At 61.5% G+C, this 20,854-nt stretch carries 25 protein-coding genes; 13 read left to right on the plus strand and 12 right to left on the minus strand.

Annotated elements, in window-relative coordinates; genetic code table 11:
- The 3 genes from WH87_RS18350 to argC form a co-directional block, all read right to left on the minus strand.
- Nucleotides 1-426, minus strand: a complete 426-nt coding sequence (locus WH87_RS18350) for a GNAT family N-acetyltransferase (RefSeq protein ID WP_046139593.1) — start codon at nucleotides 424-426, stop codon at nucleotides 1-3.
- Nucleotides 427-431: 5 nt separating this feature from the next.
- On the minus strand, nucleotides 432-1,037 hold the full coding sequence (gene leuD / locus WH87_RS18355; RefSeq protein ID WP_046139592.1) for a 3-isopropylmalate dehydratase small subunit: 606 nt from the start codon (nucleotides 1,035-1,037) through the stop codon (nucleotides 432-434).
- A gap of 120 nt (nucleotides 1,038-1,157) precedes the next feature.
- The gene (gene argC, locus WH87_RS18360; RefSeq protein ID WP_046139591.1) at nucleotides 1,158-2,108 is read right to left on the minus strand and encodes an N-acetyl-gamma-glutamyl-phosphate reductase; all 951 of its coding nucleotides are present in this window, start codon (nucleotides 2,106-2,108) and stop codon (nucleotides 1,158-1,160) included.
- 161 nt (nucleotides 2,109-2,269) lie between these two features.
- On the opposite strand from argC, the gene deoD reads away from it, so the two are divergent.
- Nucleotides 2,270-2,980 (plus strand): purine-nucleoside phosphorylase, encoded by a 711-nt coding sequence (deoD, locus tag WH87_RS18365; RefSeq protein WP_046139590.1) that lies wholly within the window; start codon nucleotides 2,270-2,272, stop codon nucleotides 2,978-2,980.
- 63 nt (nucleotides 2,981-3,043) lie between these two features.
- Entirely contained in the window at nucleotides 3,044-3,667 is a 624-nt protein-coding gene (locus tag WH87_RS18370) for a hypothetical protein (RefSeq protein WP_052726498.1), read from the plus strand.
- A gap of 134 nt (nucleotides 3,668-3,801) precedes the next feature.
- Here the strand turns inward: WH87_RS18370 and rlmN are convergent, their stop codons facing one another.
- The 4 genes from rlmN to thpR all read right to left on the minus strand — a co-directional run bounded on the left by rlmN (nucleotide 3,802) and on the right by thpR (nucleotide 7,005).
- Nucleotides 3,802-5,007: a 23S rRNA (adenine(2503)-C(2))-methyltransferase RlmN gene (rlmN, locus tag WH87_RS18375; RefSeq protein WP_052726497.1), complete on the minus strand. Its 1,206-nt coding sequence runs from the start codon at nucleotides 5,005-5,007 to the stop codon at nucleotides 3,802-3,804.
- A 117-nt stretch (nucleotides 5,008-5,124) separates the two neighbouring features.
- Nucleotides 5,125-5,628 carry an invasion associated locus B family protein gene (locus tag WH87_RS18380; RefSeq protein WP_046139589.1) on the minus strand — a complete coding sequence of 168 codons (504 nt, stop codon included), beginning with the start codon at nucleotides 5,626-5,628 and terminating at the stop codon, nucleotides 5,125-5,127.
- A 93-nt stretch (nucleotides 5,629-5,721) separates the two neighbouring features.
- The gene (locus WH87_RS18385; protein WP_046139588.1) at nucleotides 5,722-6,243 is read right to left on the minus strand and encodes an invasion associated locus B family protein; all 522 of its coding nucleotides are present in this window, start codon (nucleotides 6,241-6,243) and stop codon (nucleotides 5,722-5,724) included.
- Nucleotides 6,244-6,465: 222 nt separating this feature from the next.
- On the minus strand, nucleotides 6,466-7,005 hold the full coding sequence (gene thpR, locus WH87_RS18390; protein WP_046139587.1) for an RNA 2',3'-cyclic phosphodiesterase: 540 nt from the start codon (nucleotides 7,003-7,005) through the stop codon (nucleotides 6,466-6,468).
- Nucleotides 7,006-7,201: 196 nt separating this feature from the next.
- On the opposite strand from thpR, the gene WH87_RS18395 reads away from it, so the two are divergent.
- Nucleotides 7,202-7,972 carry a Bax inhibitor-1/YccA family protein gene (locus WH87_RS18395; protein WP_046139586.1) on the plus strand — a complete coding sequence of 257 codons (771 nt, stop codon included), beginning with the start codon at nucleotides 7,202-7,204 and terminating at the stop codon, nucleotides 7,970-7,972.
- Nucleotides 7,973-8,076: 104 nt separating this feature from the next.
- A complete protein-coding gene (locus WH87_RS18400) occupies nucleotides 8,077-8,574 on the plus strand; it encodes a GNAT family N-acetyltransferase (RefSeq protein WP_046139585.1) in 498 nt (165 codons plus the stop codon).
- On the opposite strand, the gene WH87_RS18405 is transcribed toward WH87_RS18400, so the two are convergent.
- From WH87_RS18405 to acnA, 4 genes are all read right to left on the minus strand, one after another.
- Entirely contained in the window at nucleotides 8,571-9,044 is a 474-nt protein-coding gene (locus WH87_RS18405; protein WP_046139584.1) for a GNAT family N-acetyltransferase, read from the minus strand. The genes WH87_RS18400 and WH87_RS18405 overlap by 4 nt on opposite strands.
- Nucleotides 9,045-9,063: 19 nt before the next feature.
- A complete protein-coding gene (locus tag WH87_RS18410) occupies nucleotides 9,064-9,414 on the minus strand; it encodes a DUF2794 domain-containing protein (RefSeq protein ID WP_046139864.1) in 351 nt (116 codons plus the stop codon).
- Nucleotides 9,415-9,730: 316 nt separating this feature from the next.
- The gene (locus WH87_RS18415) at nucleotides 9,731-10,468 is read right to left on the minus strand and encodes a DUF1223 domain-containing protein (RefSeq protein ID WP_052726496.1); all 738 of its coding nucleotides are present in this window, start codon (nucleotides 10,466-10,468) and stop codon (nucleotides 9,731-9,733) included.
- Between the two features lie 214 nt (nucleotides 10,469-10,682).
- Nucleotides 10,683-13,355: an aconitate hydratase AcnA gene (gene acnA, locus WH87_RS18420; protein WP_046139583.1), complete on the minus strand. Its 2,673-nt coding sequence runs from the start codon at nucleotides 13,353-13,355 to the stop codon at nucleotides 10,683-10,685.
- Nucleotides 13,356-13,528: 173 nt separating this feature from the next.
- On the opposite strand from acnA, the gene ccmA reads away from it, so the two are divergent.
- From ccmA to WH87_RS19710, 6 genes are all read left to right on the plus strand, one after another.
- A complete protein-coding gene (gene ccmA / locus WH87_RS18425; RefSeq protein ID WP_046139582.1) occupies nucleotides 13,529-14,164 on the plus strand; it encodes a heme ABC exporter ATP-binding protein CcmA in 636 nt (211 codons plus the stop codon).
- The gene (ccmB, locus tag WH87_RS18430; RefSeq protein ID WP_046139581.1) at nucleotides 14,161-14,814 is read left to right on the plus strand and encodes a heme exporter protein CcmB; all 654 of its coding nucleotides are present in this window, start codon (nucleotides 14,161-14,163) and stop codon (nucleotides 14,812-14,814) included. The genes ccmA and ccmB overlap by 4 nt, the downstream gene beginning before the upstream one ends.
- Nucleotides 14,815-14,826: 12 nt before the next feature.
- Nucleotides 14,827-15,591 carry a heme ABC transporter permease CcmC gene (gene ccmC, locus WH87_RS18435; protein WP_046139580.1) on the plus strand — a complete coding sequence of 255 codons (765 nt, stop codon included), beginning with the start codon at nucleotides 14,827-14,829 and terminating at the stop codon, nucleotides 15,589-15,591.
- Nucleotides 15,588-15,761 (plus strand): heme exporter protein CcmD, encoded by a 174-nt coding sequence (ccmD, locus tag WH87_RS19450; RefSeq protein ID WP_082092796.1) that lies wholly within the window; start codon nucleotides 15,588-15,590, stop codon nucleotides 15,759-15,761. The genes ccmC and ccmD overlap by 4 nt, the downstream gene beginning before the upstream one ends.
- On the plus strand, nucleotides 15,761-16,294 hold the full coding sequence (locus tag WH87_RS18440; protein WP_046139579.1) for a DsbE family thiol:disulfide interchange protein: 534 nt from the start codon (nucleotides 15,761-15,763) through the stop codon (nucleotides 16,292-16,294). Before ccmD ends, WH87_RS18440 begins: the two co-directional genes overlap by 1 nt.
- Before the next feature lie 75 nt (nucleotides 16,295-16,369).
- Nucleotides 16,370-16,513 carry a Flp family type IVb pilin gene (locus WH87_RS19710; RefSeq protein ID WP_197410855.1) on the plus strand — a complete coding sequence of 48 codons (144 nt, stop codon included), beginning with the start codon at nucleotides 16,370-16,372 and terminating at the stop codon, nucleotides 16,511-16,513.
- Nucleotides 16,514-16,527: 14 nt separating this feature from the next.
- Here the strand turns inward: WH87_RS19710 and WH87_RS18445 are convergent, their stop codons facing one another.
- Complete coding sequence (locus WH87_RS18445) at nucleotides 16,528-16,731, minus strand: DUF1674 domain-containing protein (protein WP_046139578.1); 204 nt, start codon at nucleotides 16,729-16,731, stop codon at nucleotides 16,528-16,530.
- Nucleotides 16,732-16,824: 93 nt separating this feature from the next.
- On the opposite strand from WH87_RS18445, the gene htpX reads away from it, so the two are divergent.
- From htpX to WH87_RS18460, 3 genes are all read left to right on the plus strand, one after another.
- Entirely contained in the window at nucleotides 16,825-17,808 is a 984-nt protein-coding gene (gene htpX / locus WH87_RS18450) for a zinc metalloprotease HtpX (RefSeq protein ID WP_046139577.1), read from the plus strand.
- 8 nt (nucleotides 17,809-17,816) lie between these two features.
- Nucleotides 17,817-19,115: an RsmB/NOP family class I SAM-dependent RNA methyltransferase gene (locus WH87_RS18455; protein WP_052726495.1), complete on the plus strand. Its 1,299-nt coding sequence runs from the start codon at nucleotides 17,817-17,819 to the stop codon at nucleotides 19,113-19,115.
- A 119-nt stretch (nucleotides 19,116-19,234) separates the two neighbouring features.
- Nucleotides 19,235-20,839, plus strand: a complete 1,605-nt coding sequence (locus WH87_RS18460) for a heparinase II/III family protein (RefSeq protein WP_046139576.1) — start codon at nucleotides 19,235-19,237, stop codon at nucleotides 20,837-20,839.
- Nucleotides 20,840-20,854 lie beyond the last annotated feature (15 nt).

The following is a 20,854-nucleotide window of genomic DNA, read 5'->3' on the forward strand; positions in this document are numbered from 1 at the left end:
TCAACTCAAGTGCTTGTGGAGGAAAACCCGGCTGTGCCCGGGCGGATAATCGGCGATTGCGCCGAATTCAGTAAAGCCGAGCTTTTTGTAAAACCCCGGCGCCTGAAAGGTGAAGGTATCGAGCCAGATGCCCGCACAACCGCGCTCGCGCGCCAGCTTTTCTGCGCGTCCCATCAGCTCACGGCCAACGCCCTGCCCGCGCAAGCGCTCTGGCACGACGAGTAGCTCAACAAACAGCTGGTTGAAACTGATCCGGCCAGTCAACCCGCCATCGACTGAGCCGGTATCGGGGTCCTTCAGCACAAAGCCGATGGTGACAGGCGCCGGATAACCCGGCACCTGGCTGCGATTGAACTTGCCCAGGGCGACGTTGATTGCGGCTTCGCTCTGCGGGCTCAGACTGGCCTCGAAAGCGATTTCCACCATGGCGCTTAGAGCCAGGGGCGGTCGGCCGCCATCTTATTTTCGAAGGTCGTGATCGACGGATCGGACTTCAGCGTGCCTGCGATATCGTCAAGGCCTTCGAGCAGGATCTGCTTGCGGCTTGGATCGATGTCGAAATGCAGCTCACCACCATCAGGACCGCGAATGGTCTGGGCTTCGAGATCAACGGTCAGCGTGGCGTTCGAACCGCGCTCGGCGTCATCCAGCAGCAGCTTGAGCTGTTCGGGCGAAACCACCAGCGGCAGGATGCCGTTCTTGAAGCAGTTATTGTAGAAAATGTCGGCGAAGCTGGTCGAGATCACGCAACGGATACCGAAATCGAGCAGAGCCCATGGCGCGTGCTCGCGCGACGAACCGCAGCCGAAATTGTCGCCGGCAACGATGATCGAGGCATTGCGATAGCCCGACTTGTTCAGCACAAAGTCCGGATTTTCGGCGCCGTCTTCGTTGTAACGCATTTCCGAAAACAGTGCAGTTCCCAGACCCGTCCGCTTGATGGTCTTGAGGTACTGCTTGGGGATGATCATGTCGGTGTCGATATTGATGATCGGCAGCGGCGCCGCAACACCGGTCAGAGTGGTGAACTTGTCCATGACATACCTCGCTTTGACGCGGTTCATCGCGCGAAAGCGGCAGTTTGGTCAAGTCGCGAATGGGAAAATGCGTTCGGCTCGCTCCCCTTCTCCCTCAGGGAGAAGGGTTCGCGCTCAGCACTAGGCCGCTAGGCTCGCCTTGGCGCCGAGACCGAGCATCAGATTGAGGTTTTGCACGGCAGCACCCGAGGCGCCCTTGCCCAGATTGTCATAAACCGCCACCAGCAGGACCTGCGCGCGCGCGTCATTGGCGAACACGTGCAGCTTCATCTGGTTGGTATTGTTATAGAGCTCGGGATCGAGCTCCGGCGTCTTGGCGATCTCTTCATAGGGCGCGACGCTGACAAAGCTGTCCTTGATAGCAGCGAAGTGATCGGCAATCGCGGCATGGATTTCGCGACCGCTCGGCACCTTAGCCAGCCGGCCCAGCTGCAGCGGCACAAAGGTGACCATGCCCTGCGCATAGTCACCCACTGCTGGAACAAACAGCGGTGCATTGGCCAGCTTGGAATAGGTGGTCATCTCCGGCACGTGCTTGTGATTGAAGGTCAGCCCATAGGGCATGAACTCGCTCGCATCGGCACCTGCGGCCTCATATTCGCCGATCATCTGCTTGCCGCCGCCGGAATAGCCCGAGATGGCGTTAACCGACACGAGGAAATCAGCGGGCAGAATGCCAGCCTCGATCAGCGGACGCACGGTCGCGATCGGGCCCTGGGGATAGCAGCCGGGATTACAGACAAAACGCGCCTGGGCGATCTTGTCGGCCTGGGCCTTGTCCATTTCGGCAAAGCCATAAGTCCAGTTGGGGTCGACACGGAAGGCCGTCGAAGCATCGATCACCCGCGTGGTGTCGTTCTCGATCAGGCTGACGCTTTCCTTGGCTGCATCATCAGGCAGGCAGAGGATCGCCACATCGGCCGCATTGAGCAGGCGCTTGCGCTCCTCGAGGTCCTTGCGCTTTTCAGCTGCAATGGAAATCACCTCGATATCGCGACGGCCAGCCAGGCGCTCGCGGATCTGCAGACCCGTCGTTCCAGCTTCACCATCAATGAAAATCTTGGCAACCATTGCGCGCTTCTCCTTGTCTGCCTGCGTAAATGGACCTGTGTCATGACGAGGTCAAGACTGCGTGCACCGCCGGCCCGCCAGAGCGAGACAAACGGGGCTCAGTGCTTGCCGTTCCCCGGACCCGATGGCAATGTTTTGACCAAGTGGAAAAAGGAAAGCAAATGACACCACACAACCACGCCAAGGCCGGGGACTATGCCGAGGCCGTGCTGCTGCCGGGCGACCCACTGCGCGCCAAATGGATTGCCGAGACCTTTCTCGACGATGCCAAACTGGTCAATTCCGTGCGCAATTGCCTGGGTTATACCGGCACCTATAAGGGCAAGCCCGTCTCCGTGCAGGCCACCGGCATGGGCCAACCGTCCCTCGCGATCTACGTGCATGAACTGATCAACGTTTATGGGCTGAAAACCCTGATCCGCGTTGGCACCTGTGGCGGGCTCAACGCCAAGGTCAAAGTGCGCGATCTGATCCTGGCGCAGGGGGCCTCCACCGATAGCTCCATCGTGCGCGAGCGCTTTGGCGCCTACAATTTCGCCCCCATCGCCGATTTTGGCCTGTTGCGGGCAGCAGCTGACAAAGCTGAAGCCCGCGGCACGCGCTATCACGCCGGCAATATGGTGAGCTCCGACATTTTCTATCATGCCAATGGCATTGAGGGTTACGGCAGTCTGCCCGCGCATGGCGTCTTGGGCGTCGAAATGGAGGCGGCCGTGCTCTATACGCTCGCGGCCCGCTTTGGGGTCAAGGCGCTGGCCATCTGCACAATGACCGATTGTCTCGTGACCAAGGAAGAGATCGACGCCGAACAGCGCCAGAGCTCGTTGACCGATATGGTGACCCTGGCGCTTGAAGTTGCCATCGAGGCCTGATCAAGGGCTTGCGGCTGAACGGGGGCGCCCCATATTTGGGAGCCCCCTGGTTGGATAAAAGCCATGTCTGTCACCGATCACCTTGCCGGCGCATTGGACCGGCGTGACGAAGGCCCCAATGTTGCTCTCGCAGAAGACATCGCCGCCCGCGACGACAAGGCGGCGATTATTGAACTGGCTGAAGCCGTCCGCAATGGCACCAATCGCCAGCGCGCTGACGCTATCAAGGTCCTGTACGAAATCGGCGCGCGCCGTCCCGAACTGATCGGCGGCGAATGCCCGCTATTTTTCGAAGCCCTCGGCAGCGCCAATAATCGCCTCGTCTGGGGCGCCATGACCGCGCTCGATGAGGTGGCCGACCAGCGCGCCGATGAGCTGGTGGCGCAATTGCCCCGCATTATCGCCGCTGCCGACAAGGGGTCAGTGATCGCCAAGGATCGCTGCACCTCGCTGCTGGTGAAGCTGGCCAAAGCTGGTTACGCCGACAAGGCCGTGCCGCTTCTGGTCGAGCGGCTCCGCACCGCCGCGCCCAACCAGTTTCCCACCTATGCCGAAAAGACCGCCGAGGTTATCACGCCCGAAGCCAAGCCCGGCTTTATCGCCGTGCTGAAGGCCCGCTTCGCTGACATGGCCCAAAAATCCAAACGCGATCGGGTGACGAAGGTGTTGGAGAAAATGAACGGGTAAATGGCGTAGGCTGCTTCGGGACCAGCCCCATCCACAGCTCGTCACCCTCGGGCTTGACCCGAGGGTGTTAGGTTTCGCAGCAAGTGCAGGCCCCTCGGGTCAATCCGAGGGTGACGATCCGGGTTGGGAAACGACTACCCCGCCAGCGCTTCGCGGTCTTTCTTGCTCAGGCGTTCGCTTTCGCTCTTGAGCTGGCCGCAGGCGGCGTAGATGTCGCGACCGCGCGGGGTGCGCACGGGTGAGGCATAGCCGGCCTTGTTGACGATATCGGCAAAGCGCTCGATCCGGCTCGAAGGCGAGCAGCCATAATTCGTTCCGGGCCAGGGGTTGAACGGGATCAGGTTGATCTTGGCCGGAATCCCCGCCAGCAACCGCACCAGCTCGCGCGCATCGGCGTCACTGTCATTGATCCCATCGAGCATCACATATTCAAAGGTGATGCGGCGTGCATTGCTGAGGCCGGGATAGTTGCGGCAGGCTTCGAGCAATTCCTCGATCGGCCACTTTTTGTTGATCGGCACCAGAACGTCGCGCAGATCATTGTTCACCGCATGCAGCGAAATCGCCAGCATGACGTCGATCTCGCGGCCGGTCGGCTCGATGAACGGGACAACGCCCGAGGTCGACAGGGTAATCCGGCGCTTGGAGAGGCTCATGCCATCGCCAGCCGAGGCAATCAGCAGCGCCTGCTTGACGTTCTCATAGTTATAGAGCGGTTCGCCCATGCCCATCATCACGATATTGGTGATGGCGCGAGTATCGCCATGCGGCACGAGGCCCCCATCGTTGGGACGTACGCCGCCGGGGAAATCACCTAGACGCTCACGAGCCATCAGCACCTGACCCAGTACTTCGCCGGCGGTCAGGTTGCGCACCAGCTTTTGCGTGCCGGTGTGGCAGAAGGTGCAGGTCAACGTGCAGCCGACCTGGCTAGAGACGCAGAGCGTGCCGCGATCTTCCTCGGGAATATAGACGGTTTCGACCTCTACCGGCGGATAGTTGGGATTGGCCGGGTCGCGGAAGCGGAACAGCCACTTGCGGGTGCCATCGCTTGAGACCTGCTCGGAGACGATCTCCGGGCGATCAAGAATAAAGGTATCGGCCAGCTTTTGGCGCACCGGCTTGGCGACATTGGTCATCCGCTCAAAATCGGTGACGCCATTGACGTAGAGCCAGTTCCACAACTGGTTGGCGCGCATGCGCGCTTCCTTGTCGCTGGCAATGCCAGCGCCGCTCAGCGCATCAGCAAGCTGGGGCTTGGAAAGGCCGATCAGTGACGGCCGTGACGTCCCGGCAGGACGGACGGCAGACGAATGATCAAGGTTTAGCGCGATGCTCATGGGCGGGCTACACGGGTTCGGAAAATGCGGGATTGGCGCGGCCAATAGCATATGGGCGCGTTTTACGCAAAGTCACCACCCGGCGCAGCAGGAATGCGCCAAGCGCAGGCGAATAAGCTAGCAGCCCGAAGCGGCCGACTGTTGCGCAGCCGTGGCGCCAGACAGCGAATAGGTCTGCAAGACCTTGATGCCACCAGCCGTGGTGCCTTCAACCGACAGGCGCGAGCCGGCCCGGATGGCGCTGGCAAGGCTTGAGGCCTGGCTGGTGTCATCGAGCCAGGCAGCATCGTTCTGGGTGAAGAGATTGAAAGCACGACCATCGACGGTGACGGTGGCCATGCTGTCGGGCTGGAACTGGAAACCGGCCACGAGATTGAACTCGGTGGTCACGTTCTCGGCCGGGCGATTGGTGATGTAGATATAGGCCTGCGTATAGCCATCAGGCGTCGGCGCAACCGAAGTCGGCTTGGTCATGGCAAAGCACACCGCCCCGCCCGTATCGCTGGCCGCATAACTCGACCACGAGCGGTGTTCACCCAGAAGGCGCACGGACTGGGCCGAGGCCGCAGAGGTCAGAACGAGGGAGGCGGCAAGGGCGAGCGCCAGAGCAGACTTGGTCATCGGGGCCTCAAAACATACAAAAGGGCGAGGGGCCTTGCCGGCCCACCGCCCAGTTATGGCGGATCGCCCAAAAGGGGCAACCCGAATTTTCTGTTACTTGCACGCTGCGTCGATGGCGTTGACCGCAGCCGTAGCCCCGCTCAGCGAATAGGTATCAGTGGTATTGGTGCCGCGCTGGCTGGTGCCCTTGATCACAAGATTGCTACCGGCCTTAAACGCCTGCACAAACCCGCTCTCATCGCCGGTCGAGGCCAGCCATGCGGCTGAACCCTCGGTGACCATGGGATAGGCCTTGCCGTCAATAGCCGCGCTCGCGCCGGCATTGGTGGTGTTGTAGGGGTAGCCAATAATGGTCTGCACTTCATTTTTGGTGCCCATCCCCTTGCGGTGGATGATCATGAAGTGGATCGGGTCGCGATTGGCGCCGGCAGGTTCGCTCTTGGTTGGGGTCGCCGACACATAGCAGATCACACCGCTCGCGTCGGTTGCGCGCCACGCCGTCCATGCGTTGAAGGTTCCAAGCTCGGTCGCCTGCTGCGCCTGCGCGGCTGGGGCCAGCGCCATGATCGCGCCGACCGCGAGCCCGAGAACAAGGCCACCGGTTTTCGTCGTCATCGCAAATTCTTCCTCATCTTGTCGGTCCCCCGCTCGGGAGAGTTGCCACCGAACTCTGCCCCAAACTGGGTTACCAAGCTGTCAAAAGCCGCCGCATTTGACCGTATTTGCTTCAAATGGAGACCAATCGCGGCGGTAATTTGGCAACACCTATGCCACTCCTTCCGGTTTGCGCCGTCGGGGTTAACATTCGGCTAACACATGCGTGACTGAGACCGCCGATTATGCGGCGAGTGGGTAGCTCTGTTCGATCACATAGGGGCCACCGCCCACCGAATCCTTGCTGGAAAACAGGACGAACCGACCAACCGGAAAACTGAGGGGCTCGAACCGGCCAGCTTCGGAAATAAAGCGGGCAACATCTTCGGGGCCGACGCCGCGCAATCGTGCCAGCGATACATGCGGCACAAACTTGCGCCCCTCGGCGGGCAGGCCCGCACGCTGAAGCACCCGTTCCTGCGCCGATTGCAGCCGCGTCAGAGCCTCGCTGGGCTCAACCCCGGCATAAAGCGCCCGCGGCTTGTCGCCGCCAAAGGTGCCCAGATGGGTCAGCCGCACGTCAAAGCGCATCGAATTGGACAGTCGATCCAGGCTATCGGCCACCTCGTCGGCGGTCTGGTGATCGACGTCGCCGATAAACCGCAATGTGATGTGATAGTTCTCGGCATCTATCCAGCGGGCGCCAGTCAGACCTCCTCGCTTCAGCGAGAGGAGAAATCCAACATCGGCCGGAATTTCGAGGCCGGTGAAGAGACGGGGCATAGGGCCCTCCTCTGTTCAGGATCAGCGCGATTCGCTTCTAGACCGTAGCATACGCGCCCTGCCCGGCCAGTCGATTCGTCGCATGCCCGGATGAAGTCTTGAAAACACTGGATGGTCCATCCATATTGTTGAGCAAGTGGCAACCAATGCCCACCGGCGGCGAGAAGCCGCACTTTAATTGGGAAAGGAACCGACAATGGCTGAATTTGACCGTCAGACCCTCGGCACGCGGGCCGGCTCGGCCGTGGCCATCGACGAGGGCCTGCGCAGCTACATGCTTCGCGTCTACAATTACATGGGCGTCGGCCTGATCGTGACCGGTCTGGCAGCCTATTTCGCCGCTGCTGCTGCCATCACGACCAATCCAGATGCTGCCGTCGGCCAGCTGGCCAATGGTCAGTATGTGACCCAGTGGGGCGCTCTGCTTTATGCAAGCCCGCTGCAGTGGGTTGTGATGCTTGCACCGCTCGCCTTCGTGCTCGTCCTGAGCTTCGGCATCAACAAGCTCTCCGTTCCAGCCGCACAGGCTGTGTTCTGGGCTTTCGCAGCGATCATGGGCGTTTCGCTCAGCTCGATTTTCCTGGTCTACACTGACGCGTCGATCGCCAAGGTGTTCTTCATCACAGCCGCAACCTTCGGTTCGATGAGCCTTTACGGCTACACCACCAAGCGCGACCTGACCCAGATGGGCAGCTTCCTGTTCATGGGTCTGATCGGCCTGATCATCGCATCGTTGGTCAACATCTTCATGCAGTCCTCGATGCTCGAGTTCGCCATCTCGGCTGTTGGTGTGCTGATCTTTGTGGGCCTGACCGCCTACGATACCCAGAAGATCAAGGAAGGCTATTCGGAGTCGCACGGCGCTGACGTGCTGGCCAAGGGTGCCATCATGGGCGCGCTGAGCCTCTACCTCGACTTCATCAACCTGTTCATGATGCTGCTCCGCCTGTTCGGCAACCGCGAGTAAGCAACGGACTCCTTGATTACAAAATCAAGGAATTTGGTTGGACGACAAATTGGACCGCAGCCTACAAAGGCTGCGGTCCTTTCTTTTTGCCGAGTAGTCTTTCTGTGTCCCAAGTGATCCTGCGCCCCTTCCGCTGGGCCGACGTGCCCGCCATCACCGCCATCTACAAGCACTATGTAGATGCCACCGCGATCACCTTTGACACCGAGGCCCCAGGCGAGCCGGCCATGGCTGAAAAGTTCAGCCACCTGGTACAGTTGGGGCACCCGCTGATCGTTGCCGAACAGGACGGTAAGGTTTTGGGCTATGCCTATGCCTCGACCTATCGCCCGCGCCCCGCCTACCGCTTCACCTGCGAGGATTCGATCTATCTCGATCCAGCCGCAACTGGCATGGGTCTGGGCAAGCAGATGCTGACCGAACTGTTGGCGCAGTCACGCGCCTTCGGCTTCAAGCAGATGATCGCCGTCATCACCGCCGACACGGCCAACTCGATCGCGATCCACGAGAAGTTCGGCTTCCGCCATGTCGGCCGCTACGACGCCGTCGGATACAAGTTCGACCGCTGGCACGACATCGTGCATCTGCAGCTGGCGCTCTAGGGCGCCAGAATCTTGCGCATCGGGTAGCCGTTGACCACGCGACCGGTGGCTTGCGGACCATCGGCGTGCCAGCCACGCCTCTCGTAGAAGCTTCGTGCCGTTGAGGTACTTTCGAGCTGCCCCTCGCTGTAGCCCAGCGCAATCAGCGCCGCTTCGAGGTGGGCAAGCAGGGCGGTGCTGACGCCGCCAAAACGGGCACTGGGTGCCACATAATTCAGGCTGATCATGCCATCGGAGGTCACCGCGCCAACGGCAACCACAGCGCCGTCTCGCTCGCCGACGAAGACTTGCGCCTCCGGATTGGCCAGCATTGCAGTAACGCCGGCGTGGTCCTTGTTGCGCGTCCAAGCTGAGAGCGCGTGGGGGTCGCCGTGATGGTCGGCGGCGCAAAGCTCGGTAATGGAGGCGGTGAGCACAGTGCTCATTGCGGGAACGTCCTGGGACGTCGCCCGGCGAATCACGAGGGTCATGCGAACCTCTGTAGCGATCTTATTCGACCACAGCCAAGTCCGGATCGAGCACCCGCAGCACCTGGCGCAGGTCATGGCCGCGCTTGAGAATGCGCCCCTGCTGATTGATCACCGAATATTGGCCCTGCTTGTTGCGCAGCTTGGGCGCCTTTTCGACCACATAAAGAGGCCGCTCGGAAACGCGCGCATAGATCGAGAACAGCGCCCGTTCGCGCAAGAAATCCATGGCATAGTCGCGCCACTCGCCCTGCCCGACTTTGCGGCCATAGACGCTGAGAATCAGCGTCAGTTCCATGCGGTCAAACGGAACGACGGGAAGCGGCGTTGGACTCGATTGCGCCACACCGGTTTGCACCAGCGTCAAGTTCACAGTCTTGTCTGTCGTGCGGCTCTGCACTCTTGGCTCAGGCTCCCGTCAACGAACTGTCATGATCGCGACATTTAGCGGAACTGGCAAGGCCGTCCTTGCTCAGGCACTGGCCGTAAATACCTAAATTTGGTCACATTTTTTCCCTTAACGCGCCCGATTGGACAGCCAGTCTCCAACCATTGCCTCCAGTGGCTGGCAACCGGACCGACCGAGCCCCCAAACCTTGAGGTTTGGTTGCCAGCCTCCTACTTCAGTTGACCAAAGTCAGCCTTCGCTCCCGCCCTTGCCCCCAGGGACGGGAGTTTTTTCTTGGGCCCTAGCGCTCGTAGGCAGCTGCCCCCAGAATGGGGCCCGGCATGCCCTTGTTTTCCTGCTGCACGATAACCGCGATACCGGTGCTGGATTCGCGCAGCACTTCGGGCAGTGGCAGCTTGAGATCCGCGCCGGCTTTGGCCTCCCACATGCCCAGCACCTGCCGCCCGGTTACCACCTGGGTGTACACCATGGCCTTGCCGGCATTGTCGCCCTTCTCGATGGCGACATCAGCACGGTCGAGATAGGTGACCATCCACACCACCGCATCGCCAAGGCTGGCATTGGCCGGAATTGCGATCTTGAGCATGTCACCGTCAGCCCGGATATCCACCGCCAGCGGCAGGCTGGCCGTATCAAGTGCGCCGTGGACCTCATTGCGCCGTGACCCGACGACGCCCTTGGTGCCATTGACCACCATTTGCGGCGTGTAAATGCGCGAGGACCCCCAGCTCTTCGCATAGGCGCGCTGACGGTCGGAATATTCTGCGCTGCCGAAGGTATCGGCCCAGCCCACATAGTCCCAATAGTCGACGTGATAGGCCAGCGCGATGACATCCTGCTGATCAGCCAGGCTAGTCAGCAGGGCATCGGCAGGCGGGCAGGATGCGCAGCCCTGGCTGGTGAACAGCTCGACAACGGCCTTGGGCCGCGGCCGTGAACCGTCAGCACCGGCCGGAACCACAACAAGAGCGGTGACGGCCATGCCAAACAGCAGGCCAAGTATGGGTCTATGCGTCATGGGCAAACTTGTAAGCCGGGCTCAGACGCCCCCGCCAGTCAAAAGCGGGTGAGAATCACCGCGCCGGGTCGCAAAATCTCGAGCGTGACTTTGCTGCCGCATTCATCATGCTGATGCGCCTCGATATTATCAAGCCACCGGCAGGTTGGCGTACCCGCCAAAAAGAAATGGCGGCCCGAGGGCCGCCATTCCGAATGCAGGAAGAGAGTGCTGCTTACGCGGCGACGAGGCTGCGCAGCACGTAATGCAGGATGCCGCCGTTTTTGTAGTAGTCGAGTTCGTTGGCAGTATCGATGCGGCAGCGGGTTTCGACATTGAGCACCGTGCCGTCAGCACGAGTGATCTTGACATTGACCTGAGCGCGCGGTGCGATCTCGGTGACGCCGTCGATATCGACGGTTTCGGTGCCATCAAGACCCAGTGTCTGCCAGCTCTCGCCATCCTTGAACTGCAGTGGGATCACGCCCATGCCGACCAGGTTCGAGCGGTGGATACGCTCGAAGGACTGCGCCACAACGGCGCGCACGCCGAGCAGATTGGTGCCCTTGGCAGCCCAGTCACGGCTGGAGCCCGTGCCGTATTCCTTGCCAGCAAAGATCACCAGCGGAGTGCCCTGCTTCTCATAGGCCATGGCGGCATCGTAGATCGCCATCTGGCTGCCATCGGGACCCTTGGTGTAGCCACCTTCAACGCCGGGCAGCATCTGGTTCTTGATGCGGATATTGGCAAAGGTGCCGCGCATCATCACTTCATGGTTGCCGCGACGGGCGCCGTAGGAGTTGAAATCGCGGGGCGCGACCTGATGCTCTTCCAGATACTTGCCGGCGGGGGTCGTTGCCTTGAACGAGCCTGCAGGCGAGATGTGGTCGGTGGTGATGGAGTCAAGGAACAGCGCCAGCACCTTGGCCTTCTCGATATTGGTGACCGGCTTTGGCTCCATGGTGAGACCCTCAAAATAGGGAGGGTTCTGCACATAGGTCGACGACGAATTCCAACGGTAGGTCTCGCCACCATCGACGGCGATGCCCTGCCAATTGGTATCGCCCTTGAAAACGTCCGAGTAACGACCCTGGAACATTTCCTTGGTCACGTGCTTGCGCACGATCTCGGCGACCTCGTGATTGGTTGGCCAGATGTCCTTGAGATAAACCGGCTTGCCATCCTTGGAAGTGCCGATGGCATCCTTGGTGATGTCGATCTTCATCGAGCCAGCAATGGCATAGGCCACGACCAGCGGTGGGGAGGCGAGGAAGTTCGCCTTCACGTCCGGGTTCACGCGGCCTTCAAAGTTGCGGTTGCCCGACAGCACCGAGGCGGCAACCAGATCACCAGCCTGCACTGCCTTGGAAATCTCGACCGGCAGCGGACCGGAATTGCCGATGCAGGTGGTGCAGCCATAGCCAACAAGGTTGAAGCCGATGGCATCGAGATCGTCCGACAGGCCAGCGCTATCGAGATAGTCCGTCACAACCTGCGAGCCGGGGGCCAGCGAAGTCTTGACCCAAGGCTTGGAATCAAGACCCAGGGCGCGGGCCTTGCGGGCCACGAGACCAGCAGCAACCAGCACCGATGGGTTGGACGTATTGGTGCACGAGGTGATTGCAGCGATCACCACGTCGCCATGGGTCAGGGTGTATTCAGCGCCATCGACGGCAATGGCTGGCTCGTCGGTCTTGCCGAATTCCTTGGGCAGGGCGGCGGCGAAGGCGTCCTTGGCATTGTCGAGCGCGATACGATCCTGCGGGCGCTTTGGACCCGAGATCGATGGTACGACGGTGGTGAGATCAAGCTCGAGGGTCGAGGTGAACACGGGATCGGGCGAAGAGGTTTCGCGGAACATACCCTGCGCCTTGGAATAGGCCTCAACCAGCGCCACGCGATCGGCAGCGCGACCCGAAGTCGTCAGATACTTCAGCGTATCGGCGTCGACCGGGAAATAACCGCAGGTGGCGCCGTATTCAGGAGCCATGTTGGCGATGGTCGCCTGATCTTCCAGGCTCAGATAGTCGAGGCCGGGGCCGTAGAATTCGACGAACTTGCCGACCACGCCCTTCTTGCGCAGCATTTCAGTGACGGTCAGCACCAGATCGGTCGCGGTGATGCCTTCATTGATCTTGCCGGTGAGCTTGAAGCCAACAACTTCGGGGATCAGCATGGTGATTGGCTGGCCGAGCATGGCCGCTTCGGCCTCGATCCCGCCCACGCCCCAGCCCAGAACGGCCATGCCGTTGACCATGGTGGTGTGCGAATCCGTGCCAACCAGCGTGTCGGGGTAAGCAACGGTCTCGCCGTTCTCATCCTTGGTCCACACGGTCTGAGCCAGATATTCCAGGTTCACCTGGTGGCAGATGCCGGTGCCGGGCGGCACAACTCGGAAATTGTCGAACGCCGACTGACCCCAGCGCAGGAATTCATAGCGCTCGCCATTACGCTCATATTCGAGCTCAACGTTTTCGGCGAAGGCCAGAGGCGTGCCGAAATTGTCGACCATCACCGAGTGGTCGATGACCAGATCGACGGGGACCAGCGGATTGATCTTCTGCGGATCGGCGCCGAGCTTCGCGGTCGCGTCGCGCATGGCGGCCAGATCCACGACGGCGGGAACGCCGGTGAAGTCCTGCATCAGCACGCGCGCCGGGCGGTAGGAAATTTCGTGTTCGGAGGTGCGGGTGGTGAGCCAGGTCGCCACGGCTTCGATATCGGCCTTGGTCACCGTGCGGTTGTCTTCAAAACGCAGCAGGTTTTCCAGCACCACCTTCATCGAATGGGGCAGGCTCGACACGCCCTTGAGACCGTTCTTTTCGGCTTCGGCGATGGAATAATAGGTGTAGGTCTTGCCGCCGACCGTGAGGGTCGCTTTAGACTTGAAGCTGTTTACCGAGGTCATGGTTCCCGCCCTACTCTTAATGGTTACGCGGCAGGCGCGCCGGCTCGGGCGAAACCGCCCACAAACCGCTCAACAGCGCTGCCCTTCCTGGAATGACTCCAATCTGCAAGGGGTTATAGAGAAAGACGATTGGGCTTGCCAGCCTTGCCTGTCGTTCAATACGAGATGGGGCCATGACAGAACGGCAAGTCTATCCAGAGCTGACCCTGCGCGCCACTGCCTTTAGCTGCGGTCGCGGCGGCATGGTGCTGGCCGATGCACTTTCATTCGCTGTGACGGGCGGCAACTGCCTGTTGCTGCGCGGTCCAAACGGCACCGGCAAGTCGACCCTATTGCTGACTCTGGCGGGAATCGTCGCGCCGATGTCGGGGCATTTTGCGCTGGAAGGGGCAGATGCAGACGACGGCCCGCACCTGCACTATTGCGGTCACCGCAACGCCATCAAGGCGCGCCTCAGCGTGTTAGAAAACCTGCAACTGTGGGCGACGCTGAATGGCGCGACCGGCATCACCCCGAGCGAAGCGCTGGAAACCGTCGGTCTGGGCGATCTGTCCATGCTCGACGCCGGCTATCTGTCCGCTGGTCAATCCCGCCGCCTGGCGCTGGCGCGTCTGCTGGTCAGCGAGCGCCCGCTCTGGCTGCTCGATGAACCCACTGCCGCGCTCGACACCGAAGGGCACGCTCTGGTGACGCGCCTGATCGACGGGCATCTGCAGCGCGGTGGCCTCGTCATTGCGGCAACCCACGATGACATCACCTTGCCCCATCCCAACCGTGTCCAGACCCTGACGCTGGTGCGCAAGTCATGAAACCGTTCTCCACCATTATCGCCCACGAATTGCGGCTCGCCCTGCGCGGCGGCGGCGACATGCTGACGCTGGTGCTGTTCTTCGTCATCGTCGGCGCCATCGTGCCTTTTGCTGTAGGGCCAGATAAGGCGCTGCTGGCACGCATTGCCCCGGGCATTGTCTGGATCTCAGCGTTTCTCGCCATGCTACTTGGCCTTGATCGCCTGTTTCACGCTGACCACGAAGACGGCACACTGATCCTGCTGCGGCAATCCGAGCTGCCACTCAGCGCCATCGTTGCGGCAAAAGTGATGGCGCATTGGCTGGTGACAGCCCTGCCACTGATCCTGGCGAGCCCGGTGCTGGCCATGCTCTTGGCAATGGACCTCGAGACCTTCCTGCGGACGCTGATGTCCCTGTTGCTGGGTACCCCGGCCCTGGCCGCTTTTGGCGCCATCGGCGCCGCTGTGACCGTGGCAATCCGGCGTGGCGGCCTGATTGCGCCGATCCTGATTGCACCACTCTCCATTCCGGTTCTGATCTTTGGCGTCGGCACCATCACCGCCACCCAATCCAACGCCGCCATGCTGTTTCTTGCGGCATTGAGCCTCATGGCCGTAGCACTGGCTCCCTTCGCGGCTGCCCTTGCGATAAGCTCGGCCGAAGACTAGAGCGATGACCCTATGAGCATTGAGACAACACCCAAACAAAGCTGGTGGAACCGGATCGCCAATCCGGGCCAATTCGTGGCCTGGACCGGGCGACTGCTGTGGCCACTGACCATTCTGACGGCAGCTTTGTTCGTGATCGGACTGTGGCTGGTGTTTTTCCAGTCCCCTGGCTCAACCCCCAACGTCGGCACCACGCTGCGCATTTTGTACATTCACGTGCCCAATGCTTGGCTCAGCCAGTTCGTTTACGGGATTATGGCGGTGTCTGCGCTCGGTACCCTGGTCTGGCGCCACCCGATGGCCGACGTCTCGATGAAGGCTGCGGCGCCTCTGGGCGCGCTCTTTACCCTGCTCGCCCTGTTCACCGGCTCGCTCTGGGGCCGCCCCGCCTGGGGCACGTTCTGGGAATGGGATGGCCGCATGACCTCGACCCTGGTCCTGCTGTTCATCTATCTCGGCATTGTTGCTTTGTGGCGCGCCTTTGACGATCAGCTGCGGGCGGCTCGCGTCATCGCGGTATTTACCCTCGTCGGTGCGATCAACATTCCCATCATCAAGTTCTCCGTCGACTGGTGGAGCACCCTGCACCAGCCTGCCAGCGTCTTGCGCGCCGATGGTCCACGCATGCCGCCCGAAATCCTGACGCCGCTGCTGGTAATGTTCTTCGCGTTTACATTTCTGTTTCTGACGCTGCATCTCAAGGCCATGCACACCGAAATCAAGCGCCGCCGCGTCATGACAATGCAGCGCCGCGCCGCGCAGGGAGCCGAGTCATGATCGAACTTGGACCCCACGCCGTATTCATCGTCTGGGCCTATATCGGCGTCATCATCGGCGTTGGCGGGCTGATCGGCTGGACGCTCTACGATGCGCGCCGCACCGACAAGAAGCTGGCGGACCTTGAGGCACGCGGCATTCGCCGTCGCTCGGCGGGGCCAGCGGCGTGATGCGCTATGTGCTGTTTGGCCTGCCGCTGCTGTTACTGGTCGGGCTGGTCGCCATCTTTGCCACTTCGATGAATCGCGACCCCACGCTGGTCCGCTCCGTGCTGATCGACAAGCCTGCGCCTGTCTTTGCCATGGATGCCGTGCCCGACCTGGGCGTTCCGGGTTTTGATACGGCCGCGCTCAAGGGCGAGGTGACTGTGGTCAACGTGTTCGCCAGCTGGTGCGTGCCCTGCCGCGCCGAGCATCCCCTGCTGGTGGCGCTCAAGGAAGTCTCCGGCGTACGCCTGTTCGGCATTAATCAGGCCGATGCGCCGGAAAATGCCCGCGCCTTCCTGCGCGAATTGGGCAATCCCTATGATGCGGTCGGCGCAGACCGCAATCGCCGCGTCTCGATTGACTGGGGTGTTTACGGGGTACCCGAGACGTTTGTGGTGGATGCCGATGGGGTCATTACCTTCAAGCATGTCGGACCGCTCACCGCCCAGGCGATCGACGACGAATTGCTTCCCGCCATCGCGAATGCGCGCCGGTAACCATATTCGTTCAGATTAGGTTCAGTAAAATCCTGCAATTGTCTCTTAACGATCCCTCGTGCCGGAAGAGATGTCATGTTGCAAATTGTACTGCGTTTTATCCGCGATGACGCCGGTGTTACCCCGATCGAATACGGCCTGATTGCCGCAATCCTGACCATTGCGACCACCGTCGCCGTCTCCGCCGCTGGTTATAGCCTCGCCGATCTGGTCAACTAATCTGCCCGGGCGGCCTAGAAGTCGCTCGTCAGGCCTTTGATTTCCCAATCACCATAGCGACCGGGTTCCAGCCCACCGCGACCGCCATTTTCCTTGGGGGCAAAAGCGCCCTTGGAATCGATAGCGTGGCGCCGGGCTTCGGCTTCCGCCAGTGCGCGCTTAGCAGCCTCGCTGAGGGGTGGGCGTGGGGCTGGGTCCGGCGTTTCGTCGTCGCTCATGGTTTGATCCGCATTACGTTTTGGTCATGCCGCTTGCATGCACCCGTTCTGTGCACAACATAATCGCCCAGGAACTCGAACCCAAGGGCTCAAATGTTCAACACGTTTCGCACCACTGTCCTGCTCGCCGCGCTGACCGCGCTGTTCATGGTCGTCGGCTATTTCATCGGCGGCACCAGCGGAATGATCCTGGCCCTCGGCTTTGCGGTGGTGACCAACCTTGTCGGCTACTGGAACTCCGACAAGCTGGTGTTGCGCATGCAAAACGCGGTGCCCGTCGAGCGCAGCCGTGTGCCCGAACTCTATGATATGGTCGATATTCTCTCGCGCAAGGCCGGGATTCCGACGCCGGCGGTCTATGTCATCCAGACCGACCAGCCCAATGCCTTTGCGACCGGCCGCAATCCGCAAAATGCCGCCGTGGCCGTATCGACCGGCCTGCTGCAGCAGCTGGAAACCCGCGAGGTCGCAGCTGTTATTGCCCACGAACTCGCCCATATCCGCCATCGCGACACGCTGACCATGACCATCACCGCAACCTTTGCCGGTGCCATTTCGGCGCTGGCGCAGTTCGGTCTGTTCTTTGGCGGCGGCAATAATCGCAACAATCCGCTGGGCGGTGTTGGCACGCTGCTGATGGTGTTCCTTGCCCCGATGGCCGCCATGGTGGTGCAGATGGCCGTGAGCCGTACCCGCGAATATGAAGCCGATAAGGGCGGCGCCGAAATCTCCGGCGATCCACTGGCACTGGCCTCTGCCTTGCAGAAAATCGCCGGTGGCGCGGCCCGTCAGGTCAATGAAGGCGCCGAGCGCAATCCGGCCATGGCCCACATGTACATCATCAATCCCCTCTCGGGTCAGCGCATGGATAACCTCTTTTCCACGCATCCTGACACGGCAAACCGCATTGAAGCGCTGCGCAAGCTTGCAGCCAGCATGCAGGTGGACGATAAGGGCCGTAGGCCTCAGCCTCGCCCAGCCCCGGTTTCGACCGGTCGGGAGATTGGCGGCGGCTGGCGTGTGCCGACCGTCGGACGGACCGACGAGGATGGCGGACAACGCGGTCCCTGGGGATAGAATTTAGCGTGAAACCAAAGATCGAACCGGCGGGGCTCAAGCTCCGCCTTGTCGCAGCCCAACGCCTCAAGGCGGTGCTGGCGGGCGAAAATTTCTCGGCGCTGACTGCTGCTGACCTGGCGGATGGGCGCGACCGCGCATTGGCCAATCGGCTGATTACCACGGCGCTGCGCCGTCAGGGCCAACTCAATTTCATCATTCACGCCCTGCTCGACAAGGGCATGCCGGGCAAGTCTGGCACCTTTGAAGCCGTGCTGCGCCTGTCGCTGGCGCAATTGGTATTCCTGCCCGATCTGGGCGCCCACAGCGCCCTGTTCCTGGCGGTTGAGGCGGTCAAGCGCGACCCCAAGGCGCGCCATCTGGCCGGTCTCACCAATGCGGTCCTACGCTCTGCACAGGCCAATTCGGCCAAGTTCAGCATGTTGAGCGACGACCTTTTGATCCCCGAAACCTTTGGCGATACCTGGCTCGAAGCCTATGGCGAAGAGGCAATTGCTGGTTTCTCGGGCGCCCTGCTCGCCGGTGCACCGCTGGATCTGACGCTCAAGGACACTGATTCGGATCTGATTGATTCGCTGGGTGCTGAGCCGGTGATTGCCGACACGGTGCGCATCGAGCAGCGTGATCGGCCTGTCGAAGCCCTGCCCGGCTATAGCGAAGGCCGCTGGTGGGTGCAGGACACGGCCTCGGCCATTCCAGCGCGCCTGCTTGGCCTTGCAGCAGGTTCGCGCGTGCTCGATCTGTGCGCCGCCCCCGGCGGCAAGACGGCGCAGTTGATCAAGGCTGGCTATCAGGTCACCGCGCTCGACAGCGATGCGCGTCGCATGGAACGCCTCAAGGAAAACCTGACGCGTCTCGACTATTCCGCCGAGCTGGTGACCGCTGACGCGGGCACCTATGCACCAACCTCGCCCTATAAGGGCGTGCTGCTCGATGCCCCCTGCTCGGCCACGGGCACGTTCCGTCGCCATCCCGAAGTCGTCTGGCACCGCTCGGTCGCCGACGTGGCCGGCCGCGTTCGCCTGCAACGTGCCCTGTTGAGCAATGCCTTCCGCTGCCTTGATGCAGGCGGAGTCCTGATCTATTGCGTCTGTTCACTTGAACCGGCCGAGGGCGAAAGCCAGGTTGAGTGGGCGCTGCAAAACCTGCCCGGGCTTGAGCTCTGGCCGGTAGAAAAAACCGAGTTGGCTGGCTTGGAAAGCGCCGTGACCGACAAGGGCCTGGTGCGGACGCATCCGGGAATGGCCCCTGGCGGGCGCGATGGTGGCATGGACGGATTCTTTGTAGCCCGCTTCCGCCGCCGCTAGAATTTGAAACGACGATCGGACGCCGTTCGGGGAAGGCGGCGTCAGATGAGGAATGGGTCTTTGACGGGCAATTTGAGCACGACGCCGACATCTGTCGGCCGTCGCATGGAAACGGCGTAATGGCCGGACGCATTGGATTCGCGGCGCGTCGAGCAGCGCTGCGTTTCGCCGACACAGTCGTGACGCTACCCATTCTGCGCTGGACCTGGCGCGGGCTGGCTGACGACGCCTTTGCGCGTGAATTGCCCGAATACCGCCCGGCCGACCGCGATGCCGTGCGAGAAATGATGGCTGGCCGCTACTTGCTCGCCAGCAAGCTTATCGAAACTGGCGGCGCCTCGCCCTTCGGCATCGATGTCGACCATCAGGATTGGTGGCTGAACCTGCATGGCTTTGCCTGGCTGCGCCATTTCCGCGACGTGCGCGACAATGGCGAGCGACGCTTTGCCCGCACATTGGTGCTCGACTGGATTGGGCGCGAAGGCCGCTTCTCCCGCGACACCTGGGCGCCAGCCATCACCGCGCAGCGTGTGTTGAACTGGCTGCGCCACTGGCCGCTGCTGCTCGAAGGGGCGACGCCCGAACAGGCCAAGACCATCCAACGCGTGCTTGGCACACAGGTCCAGAGCCTCAAGCTGCGTGGTCGCCTCGCCAGCGATCCCATTGACGCGCTCTACGCCGCCATTGCGCTGCTTGGCGCCGAGTATTGCGATCAGGACGACAAGGCCGACGTGGCCCTGCGCGTCGAGCGCCTCAATGCCGAACTGGTTCGCCAGGTTGACGCTGACGGGCTCCATCTGTCGCGCAACCCCAAGCTGCAGTTGCAGCTTCTGGCCGATCTCGTCACCGTGCGTCGCGTCGCCGCCACCGTGAAATCCGAAGCCTCCAATGAGCTTGGGGCCCAGATCGACCGCATGCATGAGAGCCTTGATGCCCTGACGCTGTCGAGCGGCGAACCCGTCTATTTCAATGGCTGCGGCCAGCTACCCCACGACGTGCTGATTGCCATCCAGTCCAACGGTCCTGCCCGCAAGCGCCGCTCGATGCTGCTGGGCGGCTACGGTATTCTCCGTGATGGCGATGCCGTAGTTGTGGCCGATTCAGGCCTCGCGCCGCCACCGGGCTATGATGGCGAGCTGCATGCCAGCGGTTTGGCATTCGAATTCTCCCACGGGAGCGAGCTGATCCTGGGCAGTTGCGGCCCTGCCCCGGCCGATCTGCCCGAGAGCAAGGCGCTGTTCAGTCAGGGCGTTGCCCATTCGGGTCCGACGATCGACGCCGAGGACATGTCCGCCAGCGGCAGTGGTGGCATGACGCTCAACGCGCCCGACCACATGCTGACCCTGACCAGCGATGGCTATGCCAAGCGCTTTGGCGTCGAAATCGAGCGGCAATTGACCCTGATCTGGGGCGGCATGACCCTGGTCGGTCAGGACCGCATCATCCGCAAGGGCAATGCCTCTGGCACGCTATCGGTTCGCTTTCACCTTGCCCCCGGAGTGATGGTGCGGCGCAATCGTGATGATGGCATCGTTCGCTTGGTGCTGCCCGATGGCGCGGTTTGGAGTTTCCTCTGGGAAGGCGCGAGCCTACGCGAGGAAGAAAGTGTGCGCCAGTCGGCCTATATTGGCCTTCACAAGACACGCCAGCTTATTCTGGACACCGACGCCGGCAGCGGCACAGACGCGGAAGTTTCCTGGATCCTGACACGCGAACAGGACTGACCTGCTGATTCGGCG

Origin of the sequence: Devosia epidermidihirudinis, from assembly GCF_000971295.1 — a bacterium.
Lineage (GTDB): Bacteria > Pseudomonadota > Alphaproteobacteria > Rhizobiales > Devosiaceae > Devosia > Devosia epidermidihirudinis.

What these genes read in the sequence shown, in the direction of transcription:
- WH87_RS19710 (WP_197410855.1), top strand. Translation starts at nt 16,370, where the DNA reads ATGTTGCAAATTGTACTGCGTTTTATCCGCGATGACGCCGGTGTTACC.
- WH87_RS18415 (WP_052726496.1), bottom strand. Translation starts at nt 10,468, where the DNA reads ATGACGCATAGACCCATACTTGGCCTGCTGTTTGGCATGGCCGTCACC.
- WH87_RS18350 (WP_046139593.1), bottom strand. Translation starts at nt 426, where the DNA reads ATGGTGGAAATCGCTTTCGAGGCCAGTCTGAGCCCGCAGAGCGAAGCC.
- WH87_RS18395 (WP_046139586.1), top strand. Translation starts at nt 7,202, where the DNA reads ATGGCTGAATTTGACCGTCAGACCCTCGGCACGCGGGCCGGCTCGGCC.
- argC (WP_046139591.1), bottom strand. Translation starts at nt 2,108, where the DNA reads ATGGTTGCCAAGATTTTCATTGATGGTGAAGCTGGAACGACGGGTCTG.
- WH87_RS18460 (WP_046139576.1), top strand. Translation starts at nt 19,235, where the DNA reads ATGGCCGGACGCATTGGATTCGCGGCGCGTCGAGCAGCGCTGCGTTTC.
- WH87_RS18380 (WP_046139589.1), bottom strand. Translation starts at nt 5,628, where the DNA reads ATGACCAAGTCTGCTCTGGCGCTCGCCCTTGCCGCCTCCCTCGTTCTG.
- WH87_RS18405 (WP_046139584.1), bottom strand. Translation starts at nt 9,044, where the DNA reads ATGACCCTCGTGATTCGCCGGGCGACGTCCCAGGACGTTCCCGCAATG.
- WH87_RS18385 (WP_046139588.1), bottom strand. Translation starts at nt 6,243, where the DNA reads ATGACGACGAAAACCGGTGGCCTTGTTCTCGGGCTCGCGGTCGGCGCG.
- WH87_RS18370 (WP_052726498.1), top strand. Translation starts at nt 3,044, where the DNA reads ATGTCTGTCACCGATCACCTTGCCGGCGCATTGGACCGGCGTGACGAA.
- htpX (WP_046139577.1), top strand. Translation starts at nt 16,825, where the DNA reads ATGTTCAACACGTTTCGCACCACTGTCCTGCTCGCCGCGCTGACCGCG.
- thpR (WP_046139587.1), bottom strand. Translation starts at nt 7,005, where the DNA reads ATGCCCCGTCTCTTCACCGGCCTCGAAATTCCGGCCGATGTTGGATTT.
- ccmA (WP_046139582.1), top strand. Translation starts at nt 13,529, where the DNA reads ATGACAGAACGGCAAGTCTATCCAGAGCTGACCCTGCGCGCCACTGCC.
- WH87_RS18445 (WP_046139578.1), bottom strand. Translation starts at nt 16,731, where the DNA reads ATGAGCGACGACGAAACGCCGGACCCAGCCCCACGCCCACCCCTCAGC.
- rlmN (WP_052726497.1), bottom strand. Translation starts at nt 5,007, where the DNA reads ATGAGCATCGCGCTAAACCTTGATCATTCGTCTGCCGTCCGTCCTGCC.
- acnA (WP_046139583.1), bottom strand. Translation starts at nt 13,355, where the DNA reads ATGACCTCGGTAAACAGCTTCAAGTCTAAAGCGACCCTCACGGTCGGC.
- deoD (WP_046139590.1), top strand. Translation starts at nt 2,270, where the DNA reads ATGACACCACACAACCACGCCAAGGCCGGGGACTATGCCGAGGCCGTG.
- ccmB (WP_046139581.1), top strand. Translation starts at nt 14,161, where the DNA reads ATGAAACCGTTCTCCACCATTATCGCCCACGAATTGCGGCTCGCCCTG.
- leuD (WP_046139592.1), bottom strand. Translation starts at nt 1,037, where the DNA reads ATGGACAAGTTCACCACTCTGACCGGTGTTGCGGCGCCGCTGCCGATC.
- ccmD (WP_082092796.1), top strand. Translation starts at nt 15,588, where the DNA reads ATGATCGAACTTGGACCCCACGCCGTATTCATCGTCTGGGCCTATATC.
- WH87_RS18440 (WP_046139579.1), top strand. Translation starts at nt 15,761, where the DNA reads ATGCGCTATGTGCTGTTTGGCCTGCCGCTGCTGTTACTGGTCGGGCTG.
- ccmC (WP_046139580.1), top strand. Translation starts at nt 14,827, where the DNA reads ATGAGCATTGAGACAACACCCAAACAAAGCTGGTGGAACCGGATCGCC.